Annotated in this window: 11 protein-coding genes; 6 read left to right on the top strand and 5 right to left on the bottom strand. The window is 72.6% G+C overall.

Annotated elements, in window-relative coordinates:
- Positions 1-6 precede the first annotated feature (6 nt).
- Genes P3T39_RS18675 through P3T39_RS18665 form a run of 3 tightly spaced genes read left to right on the top strand, consistent with a single transcriptional unit; the run spans position 7 to position 3,568 of the window.
- Entirely contained in the window at positions 7-1,110 is a 1,104-nt protein-coding gene (locus tag P3T39_RS18675) for an energy-coupling factor transporter transmembrane component T (protein ID WP_280699116.1), read from the top strand.
- Positions 1,107-2,723, top strand: coding sequence for an ABC transporter ATP-binding protein (locus P3T39_RS18670; RefSeq protein ID WP_280699114.1), 1,617 nt, complete (start codon positions 1,107-1,109; stop codon positions 2,721-2,723). The genes P3T39_RS18675 and P3T39_RS18670 overlap by 4 nt, the downstream gene beginning before the upstream one ends.
- A complete protein-coding gene (locus tag P3T39_RS18665) occupies positions 2,720-3,568 on the top strand; it encodes an ECF transporter S component (protein ID WP_280699111.1) in 849 nt (282 codons plus the stop codon). Before P3T39_RS18670 ends, P3T39_RS18665 begins: the two co-directional genes overlap by 4 nt.
- Before the next feature lie 58 nt (positions 3,569-3,626).
- Here the strand turns inward: P3T39_RS18665 and P3T39_RS18660 are convergent, their stop codons facing one another.
- Positions 3,627-3,965 (bottom strand): antibiotic biosynthesis monooxygenase, encoded by a 339-nt coding sequence (locus P3T39_RS18660; RefSeq protein WP_280699109.1) that lies wholly within the window; start codon positions 3,963-3,965, stop codon positions 3,627-3,629.
- Between the two features lie 120 nt (positions 3,966-4,085).
- Here P3T39_RS18660 and P3T39_RS18655 point away from each other — a divergent pair, with 120 nt between their 5' ends.
- Positions 4,086-4,457, top strand: coding sequence for a hypothetical protein (locus P3T39_RS18655; protein ID WP_280699107.1), 372 nt, complete (start codon positions 4,086-4,088; stop codon positions 4,455-4,457).
- 21 nt (positions 4,458-4,478) lie between these two features.
- On the opposite strand, the gene P3T39_RS18650 is transcribed toward P3T39_RS18655, so the two are convergent.
- Positions 4,479-6,548 carry an MDR family MFS transporter gene (locus P3T39_RS18650; protein ID WP_280699105.1) on the bottom strand — a complete coding sequence of 690 codons (2,070 nt, stop codon included), beginning with the start codon at positions 6,546-6,548 and terminating at the stop codon, positions 4,479-4,481.
- A 274-nt stretch (positions 6,549-6,822) separates the two neighbouring features.
- Here P3T39_RS18650 and P3T39_RS18645 point away from each other — a divergent pair, with 274 nt between their 5' ends.
- Positions 6,823-7,797 (top strand): peptidoglycan-binding protein, encoded by a 975-nt coding sequence (locus P3T39_RS18645; RefSeq protein ID WP_280699101.1) that lies wholly within the window; start codon positions 6,823-6,825, stop codon positions 7,795-7,797.
- A 29-nt stretch (positions 7,798-7,826) separates the two neighbouring features.
- Here P3T39_RS18645 and P3T39_RS18640 read toward each other — a convergent pair whose 3' ends face one another.
- The 3 genes from P3T39_RS18640 to P3T39_RS18630 form a co-directional block, all read right to left on the bottom strand.
- Positions 7,827-8,411 carry a TMEM165/GDT1 family protein gene (locus P3T39_RS18640; RefSeq protein WP_280699098.1) on the bottom strand — a complete coding sequence of 195 codons (585 nt, stop codon included), beginning with the start codon at positions 8,409-8,411 and terminating at the stop codon, positions 7,827-7,829.
- Between the two features lie 216 nt (positions 8,412-8,627).
- Positions 8,628-9,395, bottom strand: coding sequence for an ABC transporter permease (locus P3T39_RS18635; RefSeq protein ID WP_280699096.1), 768 nt, complete (start codon positions 9,393-9,395; stop codon positions 8,628-8,630).
- 3 nt (positions 9,396-9,398) lie between these two features.
- Positions 9,399-11,027: a phospholipid carrier-dependent glycosyltransferase gene (locus P3T39_RS18630; protein WP_280699094.1), complete on the bottom strand. Its 1,629-nt coding sequence runs from the start codon at positions 11,025-11,027 to the stop codon at positions 9,399-9,401.
- 204 nt (positions 11,028-11,231) lie between these two features.
- Between P3T39_RS18630 and P3T39_RS18625 the strand changes: the two genes are divergently transcribed.
- The gene (locus tag P3T39_RS18625) at positions 11,232-12,290 is read left to right on the top strand and encodes a MerR family transcriptional regulator (protein WP_280699092.1); all 1,059 of its coding nucleotides are present in this window, start codon (positions 11,232-11,234) and stop codon (positions 12,288-12,290) included.
- Positions 12,291-12,301 lie beyond the last annotated feature (11 nt).

The following is a 12,301-nucleotide window of genomic DNA, read 5'->3' as shown; positions in this document are numbered from 1 at the left end:
CTCCCCGTGCCCAAGTCCCGTACCACCCGCCCGGCTGTCGGCCCGCGCCAGCTGCATCCCGGCGCCTGGTGGCTCTGGGCGCTCGGACTGGGCGCGGCGGCCTCCCGCACCACCAACCCGCTGCTGCTCCTGCTGCTCGTCGCCGTCGCGGGGTATGTGGTCGTCACCCGGCGCGGTGACGCACCCTGGGCCCGCTCGTACGGGACGTTCCTCAGGCTCGGGCTGCTGGTGATCGGCATCCGGCTGGTCTTCGCGGTCGTCCTCGGCTCACCCGTCCCCGGTACCCACGTCCTTGTCACCCTGCCCCAACTTCCGCTGCCCACCTGGGCGCAGGGGGTCCGGATCGGCGGCCGGGTGACGGCCGAGGGGCTGCTGTTCGCGCTCTACGACGGGCTCAGACTGGGCGCCCTGCTGGTCTGCGTCGGTGCCGCCAACGCCCTCGCCAGCCCGGCGCGCCTGCTGCGTGCCATGCCCGGTGCGCTCTACGAGGCCGGGGTGGCCGTGGTGGTGGCGATGACCTTCGCGCCCAACCTGGTCGCCGACGTCCAGCGACTGCGCGCCGCCCGGCGGTTGCGCGGCGGCACCGACCGGGGCGTACGCGCCGTACTCGGCGTCGGGCTGCCGGTGCTGGAGAACGCGCTGGAGCGCTCCGTCGGCCTGGCCGCCGCGATGGACACCCGGGGCTTCGGCCGCACGGCCGACGTACCGCCCAGGATCGCCAGGACCACCGCCGCGCTCACCCTGCTCGGCCTGCTCGGGGTCTGCGTCTCCGCGTACGGGTTGCTCACTGCGGACGGCGCCGGCTGGGCGCTGCCGCTGCTTCTGCTCGGTCTGGCCTCGGCGGCCGGCGGCCTGATTCTCGGAAGCCGACGAGCCGTCAGGACCCGCTACCGGCCGGACCCCTGGACGTTGCGCGAATGGTCGGTGGCGGGCTCGGGGGTGGCCGCCGCCGGGCTGATGGTATGGCTGTCCAGCCGCGACCCCGGCGCCTTCGCCCCCTCGCTCGTCCCGCTCACCGCCCCCCGACTCCCCCTGCTGCCGGCCCTCGCCGCACTGATCGGCCTGCTGCCCGCCGTCACCGCCCCCACCCCGCCCCGGAGCGCCTCGTGATCACCTTCGATCAGGTCTCGGTCCAGTACCACGACACCGCCGAACCGGCCCTGCGCGGCGTCGACCTGACCATCCCCGAGGGCGAACTCTGTCTGCTGGTGGGCCCGTCGGGCTCCGGCAAGTCCACCCTGCTGGGCACCGTCAGCGGACTCGTCCCGCACTTCACCGGCGGCGTGCTGCACGGCCGGGTCACCGTGGGCGGCCGCGACACCCGGACGCACCGCCCGCGTGAACTCACCGATCTGGTCGGCACGGTGGGCCAGGACCCGCTCGCACACTTCGTCACCGACAGCGTCGAGGACGAACTCGCCTACGGCATGGAGTCCTTGGGCCTCGCCCCGGAGGTGATGCGCCGCCGCGTCGAGGAGACGTTGGACCTGCTGGGCCTGGCCGAGTTGCGGGGCCGCGCCCCGAGCTCCCTCTCCGGTGGCCAGCAGCAGCGTGTCGCGATCGGCTCGGTGCTGACCACCCACCCCAGGGTGCTGGTCCTGGACGAGCCCACCTCGGCGCTCGACCCCGGCGCGGCGGAGGACGTACTGGCCGTGCTCCAGCGGCTCGTCCACGACCTCGGCACCACCGTGCTGATGGCCGAGCACCGCCTGGAGCGCGTCGTCCAGTACGCCGACCAGGTGCTGCTGCTGCCCGGACGCGGCGAGCCGCCGGTGCTCGGCGAACCGGCCGAGGTGATGGCCGGCTCCCCCGTCCACCCGCCCGTGGTCGCACTCGGCCGCGCCGCCGGCTGGTCCCCGCTGCCGCTGTCGGTACGCGACGCCCGCCGCAGGGCCGCCCCGCTGCGCGCCCGCCTTGACGGCCGTACGCCCCCACCCCCGGCCGTCGCGACCGGCGAGGCCGTGGCCGACGTGGACCGGCTGGCGGTGCGCCGAGGACCGGTCCCCGCCCTGCGAGGCGTCCGACTCGCGCTGCACGCAGGAGAGATCACCGCCCTGATGGGACGCAACGGCGCCGGCAAGTCCACCCTGCTCAGCTCCCTGGTCGGCCTGCACCGCCCAACCTCCGGCACGGTGCGCGTCGGCGGGCTGATACCGCACCAGGCCAGGCCCAAGGAGCTGATCCGCCGGATCGGCCTGGTCCCGCAGGACCCGCGCGACCTGCTGTACGCGGAGACGGTCGCCGCCGAGTGCGCGGCAGCCGACCGGGACGCCGCCGCGGAACCCGGCACCTGCCGGGCGCTCGTCTCCCGGCTCCTCCCCGGTATCGACGACGCCACGCACCCCCGCGATCTCTCCGAGGGCCAGCGGCTCAGCCTCGCCCTCGCCGTCGTCCTCAGCTCCCGCCCCGGCGTCATCCTGCTGGACGAACCGACCCGGGGTCTGGACTACGCCGCCAAGGAACGCCTGATCGAGATCCTGCGCTCACTGGCCGCCGAGTCGCACGCCATCCTGCTGGCCACCCACGACGTCGAACTCGCCGCCGAACTCGCCCACCGCACGGTCATCCTGGCGGAGGGGGAGATCGTCGCCGACGGCCCGACCCCCCAGGTCGTGCTCTCCTCCCCCGCCTTCGCTCCCCAGGTCGCCAAGATCCTCGCGCCCTCCCCCTGGCTGACCGTCCCGCAGGTCGTCAACGCCCTCGCCACCGAGGCGGCCTCGTGAACGACCGCACCAGGGCGCCCCTCGCCCGGCCCGTTCCGCTGGGGCGGCGCTCGATCGCCCTGCTCGTCCTGATCTCGGCCATCGGCGTGGCCGCCTTCGGCTGGCCGCTGCTCGCCGACCGCTCCTCCGCGCTGGTCGGCCACTCCGCCGACGCGCCATGGCTGTTCGCGCTGCTGATGCCACTCCTGCTGGCGGTGGTGATCGCGCAGATATCCGAGGGCAGTTCGGCGGGCGGCGGCGAACGGGGGCTGGACGTCAAGTCGGTGGCCCTGCTCGGCGTACTGGCCGCCGCAGGCGCCGCGCTGCGGCCCCTCGGCGCCGGGACGGCCGGGCTGGAGCCGATGTTCTTCCTGATGGTGCTGGCGGGCCGGGTGCTCGGGCCGGGCTTCGGCTTCGTCCTCGGCTCGGTCTCGATGTTCGCCTCCGCGCTGCTCACCGGCGGGGTCGGGCCCTGGCTGCCGTTCCAGATGCTCAGCATGGGCTGGGTCTGCCTCGGCGCCGGACTGCTGCCCGGCCCGGCCACCCTGCGCGGCCGCCGTGAACTCGCCCTGCTCGCCACCTACGGCAGCCTCGCCGCCGTCGCGTACGGCAATGTCATGAACCTCCAGGGCTGGCCCTACATCGGCGGCCAGAGCAGCTCGGTCTCCTTCGTCCCCGGCGACCCGCTCAGCGCCAACCTCCCCCGCTTCGTCACGTACTGCCTCACCACGTCACTCGGCTGGGACCTGCCCAGGGCCGCCCTCACCGCCGTCCTCTGCCTCACCGTCGGCGGTCCCGTTCTGCGCGCCCTGCGCCGCGCGGGACGCCGGGCCGCCTTCGCGGCCCCGGCCGACTTCCGCCCCTGACCAGCCGGGCAGCGACCTCAGGGCGCGAGGCCCCGAGGTGCACGACTGCCTCAGTGGGTCACTTCTTCGGGCCGGCCGACTGCACCACCTCGAAGGACCACAGCGTGGACCCGGACGCGGCCGGACGCTGCGCCGCCTCCCCACCCTCCGCGCTCGGCGGACCCTGACGGTGAGCCGCCTGCATCGGGCCCTCCATCCACGCCTTGAAGTGCTCCTCGCTCGCCCACCGGGTGTAGACCAGGTACTGGTCGGTCCCCTCGACCGGCCGCAGCAGTTCGAACCACTCGAACCCGTCCGAGTTCTCCACCGCCCCGGCCCGCGAGGCGAACCGCTTCTCCAGCGTCTCCCGCATCTCCTCCGGCACCGACAGCACATTGATCTTGACGACGCTACCCATGTGACACCTCTCGACTTCTCCGAAACCTGCGCCTGCCTACGTGATTCTGGCATTCCGGACGGCGCGGTCCGCCACACCACCACTTGACGAAGTTTCAACTGCTCAATGGACCACCATCCATTGCAAACGCAGACTCGGCCGCAACCCTGGGACGGCCTGTTCGCCGGGGCTCCGGAGAGCAGGGCGCTGGCCAGCGGCCGCGACTACCGCGGCCCGGTCGTGGACGGCTGCTGGATGCGCGGCTACGACTACCGCCTCCCCGACCCGGGGCTGCCGGTCCTGTCGGTCAACGCCGCGACCGAGGGGTCGTTCTTCACCGGCCCCGGCTCACCCGTCCCGCTGCAACTGCCCACCAATGACACCGAGTTGCACGAAGCCGTCCGGCGGTACCTGCTCAAGGGCACCACCGAGGTCGCACGGCTCTCCGGCACCCCGGAGGCCGCCCGGCTCCGCGCCTGGGACGACGCCGCCTGGGTACCCGCCCCCAGCTGAGGCCGTACCGGGCCCAGGGCGTCAGAACGAGCGGCCCTCACCGCGCTGGAGGCGCTCGGGCCCGGTACGGTCCGGACGGTCGCGGTCGTCGCGGCACAGCTCGGCGCTGAGGCGGGTGAGCAGGTCGGCCAGGTCTCCGAACCGCTTCTCGTCGTAGTCGCCCAGCAGCGCGGACAGTTGGGAGCGCCTGGCGGCGACCAGCGTCTGCGCGACCTGCTCACCGCGCTCGGTGAGGTGCATCGGCAGCCCGTTGCGTGCGGCCAGGCCCCGGCCCTCGACCTCGCGGGCGGCCGCCTCCACCACGTCGATCGGGACGATCCGGCGCTCGGCCAGTTCGGCCGGCTCCACGTGGCCCTGACGGTGCATGGCGAGGATCAGCCAGCTGGAGGCGGGCATGAGGTCGAGTCCGGCCTCCTCGGTGATCCGGCGGAAGAGGTCCCGCCTGGCGTCGCGCGAGCCGAGTACGGACAGGGCCCGGGCGATCTCGTCCAGCGAGGAACGTTCGACGGGGTTGAGCCCGATGGACTCGCCGAGGTCGGGCGCGGTCACCGTGCCGCGGAGCTTCTGCTCGCGGATGAAGAGCGAGAGGACGAAGGCGACGACGGCCACCGGTACGGCGTACAGGAAGACCCCGGTGATCGACTCCGCGTACGCGTGGTGGATCGCGGCCCTGGCGGCGGCCGGCAGGGTGGTGATGATGCGCGGGTCGGAAGTGACGGACTCGGGCTTGAAACCGGGCGGCAGCGTGAGCCCGGTCAGGGCGTCCCGCATCCGCCGGGTGAGGCCACTGGCGAAGATGCTGCCGAAGATGGAGACGCCGAACGAGGCGCCGATCGAGCGGAAGAAGGTCGCGGCACCGGTGGCCACACCGAGGTCCTCGTAGCCGACCGAGTTCTGCACGATCAGCACCAGCACCTGCATGACCAGGCCGAGCCCGAGACCGAAGACCAGGAAGTAGAGGCTCGTCTCGGTGGTGCTGCTGCGCTCGGTGAGACGGGAGAGCAGCAGCAGGCCGACGGTGGTGACGGCGGTCCCGGCGATCGGGAAGATCCGGTAGTGGCCGGTGCGGGCGACGATCTGGCCGGAGCCGATCGAGGTGAGCAGCATCCCGAGCACCATCGGCAGCATGTGGATGCCGGACAGGGTCGGCGAGACCTGCATGACGACCTGGAGGAAGGTCGGCAGGTAGGTGAGTGCGCCGAACATCGCGAAGCCGACCACGAAGGAGATCACCGCGACCAGACTGAAGGTCCGCGAGCGGAACAGCCGCATCGGGATGACCGGCTCGGCGGCCCTGCGCTCCACCGCGACGAAGGCGACCAGCAGGACCGCGCCGAGCACGGCCAGGCCGATGACCTGCCAGGAGGCCCACGGCCAGGTGGTGCCGCCGAGCGAGGTCATCAGGACCAGGCAGGTGGCCACCGAGGCGATCAGGACGGTGCCCAGGTAGTCGATGGTGTGCCGGTGCTTCACCCCGCTGCGTGGCAGTACCGCGGCGATCACCGCCAGCGCGACCACCCCGACCGGCAGGTTGATGTAGAAGACCCAGCGCCAGCTGAGGTTGTCGACGAAGACACCGCCGAGCAGCGGCCCGAGCACGCTGGTGACACCGAAGACCGCGCCGAACAGACCCTGGTACTTGCCCCGGTCGCGGGGTGATACCAGGTCGCCGACGATCGCCTGGGAGAGCACGATCAGCCCGCCGCCGCCTAGGCCCTGCAACGCCCGGAAGGCGATCAACTCGCCCATGTTCTGGGCGAGTCCGCAGAGCGCGGAGCCGACCAGGAAGATCACGATCGAGGCCTGGAACAGCCGTTTCCGGCCGTACATGTCGCCGAGCTTGCCCCAGAGCGGAGTGGCGGCGGTGGAGGCGAGCAGATAGGCGGTGACCACCCAGGAGAGGTGCTCAAGGCCGCCGAGATCGCTGACGATGGTGGGCAGCGCGGTGGAGACGATGGTCTGGTCGAGTGCCGCCAGCAGCATCGCCAGCAGCAGTGCGCCGATGGGCACCCAGAGGTTGGGGACCGTCACCTGAGGGGGTGTGGGGGTGCCCGCCTCGGTGCCATCGGACGCGGCCGCCGGGTCCGCCATGCCAGCTCCTCGGTGAAGGTCCGGACTGATGATCATCCAGCCTCACCATGATGTCAGGATTGTCTGCTTTAGCCACATTCGATTGCACCGTCCGTACGCCGCCGACACGGGATGGCCGTGAATCGTTCATGCGGGGCAGAACACCACCAACTCGGACAAACGCCACGGGAATGGGCGCTCGACCCTGTCAACTCCCCGGTACCTCCTGCATAATCAGGCGCGTTCGCCATCAGAGCCGTGTCAGAACCGAGTCAGAACCGAGGAGGACCGACCCATGCCGGGAGAGCGCTGCGCCAGGTGCGGCACCGTCCGGACTCCCGGCGGCTGCGCCTGCGCCCCGGCTCCGTACGATCACCCCGACGTGGTCGAGACCGCCGTCCTTCCGCACATCGAAGGACCGCCGCTGGTCCGCCCGTACGTCCCGGCCGCCGCCGAGTACGAGGAACCGCACCCGGACGCCTTCCCCACGGCCCTGCTGCCGCCCGTGCCGCCGCAGGACCCGTACGCCACCGCCGTCCTGCCGCCCGTCCCGCCGCAGCCGTACCGGTCGGTGCCGGCGCAACCGCAGCCCGCCGAGCTCGGGATCTTCGCATTCCAGCAGGCGGACCGGCGCGGTGGTCAGTACGCCGGCCCGCTGGCGGGCGGCGGCCCCGGCGGGCGGGCCGAGCGCCGGGCGCAGGAGCACGAGTCACCCGTCCGGCGCAAGGCCGCGATGGCAGCCGCCGGGGTCGCAATCGTCGTGATCGGCGCGGGCATCGCCTACTCCCTGATGCCCTCCTCCGACAGCGGAAAGGGCAACGAGGCCGTCCCCCTCCCGGTCGTCAGCCTCCAGCCGCCCGCCACCAGCGAACCCCCCAGTGCCGCGCCGACCACCTCGGCCCCGGCGAGCCCCTCGCCGAGCCCCACCAAGGCGAGCCCCCGGCCGAGCCGCACCGCCAGCCGCGCCCCGGCGGCCGCGGTGACGTCGGCGAAGCCGTCCCCGAGCGCCGCGCCGACCACCGCCGCCCCCTCCCCCACGCAGAGCGGGCCGCCCACCCTGCGCCGGGGCATGAGCGGGCCGGACGTGCGAACAATGCAGCAGATGCTCCGGGCCTGCGGTGATCCGTACGTGCGGGTCAACGGCAAGTACGACGGTCAGACCGAGCAGGCCGTCAGCTCGTACCAGCAGTACGCGGGCGTCCAGGGCGACCCCGACGGCGTGTACGGCCCCAATACCCGGACGGCCCTGGAGAGCGGCGACGGCTGCTGAGCCGATCCTTCCGCCCGCACGCGAGAGGGTCAGCCGGCCAGGGCTTCGAAGACACTGAAGGCGGCCATCAGCAGCATCACACCGGCCGCCCCCCGGACGATCAGCTTCATCGGCACGTACTGCAGCAGCTTCTGGCCGCCCACGATGGCGATCCCGCCGACCGCGCACAGCGCCAGCCAGGCGCCGATCCCGACCGAGACCGGGTCGGCGTACTTGGCGGCGAGGTTGGCGGTCATGATCTGGGTCAGATCACCGAACTCGGCGACCGCGACCACCACGAAGCTGGCCCCGGCGACCTTCCAGAAGCTGCCCGAGGACGGCTCCTTGGCACCGTGGCCGTCCTCCTCCTCGTCCCTGTGCCAGAGCAGCATCAGCGCGCCGAGCAGGAACAGCAGCCCCGTGACACCCTCCACCCAGCGCTGCGGCAGCAGCGCCAGCAGGCTGCCGGCCGCCAGCGCGAGTCCCACCTGGAGGGCGAAGGCAGCGGCGATCCCCGCGAAGACGTAGCCCGCCCGGTAGCGGGTGCCGAGGACCAGGCTGGCCAGAGCGGTCTTGTCGGGCAGTTCGGCGAGGAAGATGATGCCGAAGGTGAGAGCGGCGATGGTCAGGCTCATCGGAGGTGGTTTTCCCTTGGTCGGTCTGCCCGGCCGGATCACCACCCATCAGGGGACGCCTCGGCCCGACAGCACTGGTCATGGTCACAGCACTGCGGCCGAAGGTCTCGCCGACACCCCGTGGCGGGCGGGTGTCCCGGGCGCCGGGCCCGCACGAGGCGAGGCCAGTATGTCGACGGTCCGGTGGAGGGCTACTCCCCTTCAACGCCCACCACCCTACCCGACCTGCGCACCTACCCCGTGGGCCACCAGTCCCCTGCCCACCAGCTCAAGCACCACCACGATCGCCACCGCCTCCACCGCGAGCAGTGCGATCAGGACGAACAGTTGCACCGCCCCGGCCTGGACGGGCGTGGCTCCGCCCAGCAGCATGCCGACGAAGGCACCCGGCAGGGTGACCAGGCCCACCGTCCTGGTCTGGTCCAGTGCGGGGACGAGCGAGGTCGCCGCCGCGGTGCGGCAGATCTCCAGCCGGGCGTCGCGGTCCTCGAAGCCGAGCGCGAGCGCCGCCTCCACCTCGCCGCGCCGCTGGCGCAGCTCGTCCAGCGCCCGGCGCCCGGCCAGCGAGGTGGCGCTGAGCGCACCGCCGATCAGGATTCCGGCGACCGGGATGATCGACAGGCCCTTCCACGGCAGCAGCCCGCTGCCGAGCAGCAGTGCCAGGACCGGCAGCACCCCGATCCCGATGGGGGCCGCCGCCCAGGCCCACCCGGGCCCGGCCGTCATCCGCCGTCCGGCCGTCCGTACGGCGACGGAGAACATCACCAGGACGAAGAGGGCGGAGGTCCAGAGCGAGCCGACCACCCAGGCGATCACCAGCGCGACCACGCCGAGCTGCACCACCGCCCGCAGTCCCGCCCGCAGCACGGCGTGCCCGTGTCCGAGCAGTCCCCATCCGGCCACCGCGACCGCCACGAGCAGCAGGGCGGCCGTGACCACCCCGAGTGCGGGCGTGACGGGGAGCAGTTGGTTGGCGGCAGCCACGGCTCAGACCCAGCTGGTGAACCACATCCGGTCCTGCCAGGCCGACATGGGGATCACCTCCGCTGTGTAGAGCGGGTAGAAGTACGCGAAGCAGGCCACGATCGCCAGCACGACGGCTCCTGCGGCGGCCGCGCCGTAGTGGCGGCGGAGCGCGGAGCAGCCGGGCGGGCCGAGCAGCGCACCCAGCATCATGGCCACGGCCAGGCAGAGGAAGGGCACCAGCACCACCATGTAGAACGAGAAGATCGTCCGGTGCTGGTACTGGAACCAGGGCAGGTAGATCGCGGCCACGCCCGCCAGCACCGCGCCCGCCCGCCAGTCACGGCGGAAGAACCAGCGCCAGAGCGCGTACGCGAGCGCGAAGCAGGCCGTCCACCAGAGCAGCGGGGTGCCCAGCGCGAGGATCTGGCTGGCGCAGCCGCCCTGGGCGGTGCAGCCCTGCTGGCCCTGCGGGACCAGCTGCCAGTACATGCTGACCGGGCGCCCCTGGACCAGCCAGCTCCACGGGTTGGACTGGTAGCCGTGCGGGGTGCTAAGGCCGGTGTTGAAGTCGTACATCTGCGCCTGGTAGTGCCACCAGCTGCGCAGCGACCCGGGCACCCAGCTCATCGAGACCTGCGGCAGCGGCAGGTCCACCACGGGCGTGCGGGGCGGGGAGAGACCGGCCCGGCCCTCGGCCCAGTGCCGGCCGAAGCCGCCGCCGGTGGCGAACCAGCCGCTCCAGGAGCAGACGTACACCAGCGCGGCGACGCCGACCGTCGAGAGGAAGGCCGGCAGCGCATCCCGCCGGAGCATCGAGCGCCAGGGGCGGGCCGCCCCGGCCCAGCGGCGTCCCGCCTGGTCCCACAGGACCGTCAACAGGCCGAAGACGGCCAGGATCTGAGCGCCGTTCCACTTGGTGGCGCAGGCGGCACCGAGCAGCAGCCCGGCGGCCAGCCGCCAGGGGCGCAGGCCGAGACGGACCTCGTCCCCGGCCGGTCCGCCCTCGGCGCGGGCGGCGCGCAGGAGTTGGCGGGTGTGGTCACGGTCGACCAGCAGGCAGCCGAAGGCGGCGAGGACGAAGAACATCACCACGCCGTCCAGCAGCCCGACCCGGCTCATCACGAACTGCAGACCGTCCACGGCCATCAACAGGGCCGCGGTGCAGCCGAGCAGGGTCGAGGAGAACAGACGGCGGCCGATCCTGGCCAGCATCAGCACGGTGAGCGTGCCGAGCAGCGCGACCATCACCCGCCAGCCGAAGGGATGCAGGCCGAACGCCGCCTCGCCCAGCGAGATGACCCACTTGCCGAGCGGCGGGTGCGCGATGAACTCGGGCGCCCGCGTGAGCGGGACGATCTGCGGGGCGGACAGGATGTCGAAGTTGGCGTTGTCCGGCCAGACGCCCTCGTAGCCCTGGTGCAGCAGCGACCAGGCGTCCTTGGGGTAGTACGTCTCGTCGAAGACGAAGGCGTTGGGGTAGGCGAGGTTCGCAAAGCGCAGCACCCCCGCGAACAGGGCGACCGCGATCGGTCCGAGCCAACCCGAGTGCCGTACGGCCCGCCCGGGCAGTCCACCGAAGTGCCGGACGGTGCCCGCCCCTGCGGTGGCAGCGGTGCGGACCGGGGTGTCGCTGACCGTCGCGTGCGCCATGACCTCGCCGATTCATCGCTTCCATCGCTGATGGGGCGACAGCCCCGGCCGACACTATGTCGTCCTTGTCGCGAATCCTAGCCAGCACCCCGGTGCGGCGGCCCGTCCACCGCAACTACGGTGAGCTCGCCGTACGGCAGGCCGACGGCCCGCCTTGACCCTCGACCTGGTCGAGGCCGCAGAGTCCTCGACGTGGAGAGCAGGATGCGCAGCATCGGAGAGATGGCCAGGGACAGCGGACTGAGCGTCAGCGCGCTGCGGTTCTACGACGGCGCCGGGGTCTTCGGCCCTGCCCGGGTGGACCCGCAGACCGGCTACCGCTGGTACGCCGACGAACAGCTCGCACACGCCCGGCTGATCGCCCGGCTGCGCCGGGTCGGCATGCCGCTGGCCGATATCTCGCGGGTGCTGGCCGGTCCCCCGTCGCTGGCCCGACAGGCCGTGGACGGGCATCTGCGCCGGCTCGAGGACGGCCTGGCCGACGCCCGCCGCGAGCTCTCCACTGTACGGACGCTACTCGACCTGAGGGAGAACCCCATGAGCCCGATCACCGTGGCCCGACTGACCGTCCGGGCCCGGGAGCTGGCCGCCGCACTGGACGCGGTCCGCTTCGCCGTCGCCACCGATCCGGAACTGCCCGCCGTGAGCGGGATCCTGCTGGAGGTCGAGGCGGACGTACTGCGGCTGGTGGCCACCGACCGCTACCGGCTCGCCGTGGCCCAGGCCCCGCTCAGCGGCCCGGCCGAAGGGACGGCGAGCGTGATCGCTCCGGTCGCCTTCGCGGACGAGCTCCGCCCGCTGCTGGACACCGCCCAGGAGGCCCGTCTGGTCGTCGAGGGCGACCGGCTGATCGCCACCGTGGACGGCCACCCCGTCATCGGCGAACGGATCGACCAGGACTACCCCGACTACCGGCGTCTGGTCCGTCTGGAACCCACCCACCGGGTGACCGTGGACGCCGCCGGGCTGCGCAGTGTCCTGGAGTCGGGTGCCACCAGGAGCCTGGTCCGCAGCCAGGACAGCGCCGCCTTCGAGCTGTCCGTACTGACCGTGGCCGCCGACGGCTCGCTCGCCGTGGCGGACGGCGACTCGGCGGACGGCCTGCGGGTGGGCGTGAACCGCGACTTCCTGCTGGAGGCCGTCGCCGTCGGCGGCGCGGACCAGCTGGTACTGGAACTCGGCGGGCCGATCACCCCATTGGCCATCCGCTTCCCCGACCGCGCCGACACCTTCTCCCTCCTGATGCCCGTCGCCCTCTCCTGACCCGAGCCCCT

Origin of the sequence: Kitasatospora sp. GP82 (assembly GCF_029892105.1) — a bacterium.
Classification (GTDB): Bacteria; Actinomycetota; Actinomycetes; order Streptomycetales; family Streptomycetaceae; genus Kitasatospora.
The sequence above is the reverse complement of the archived record's forward strand: the minus strand, read 5'-3'. Positions and strand labels throughout refer to the sequence as shown.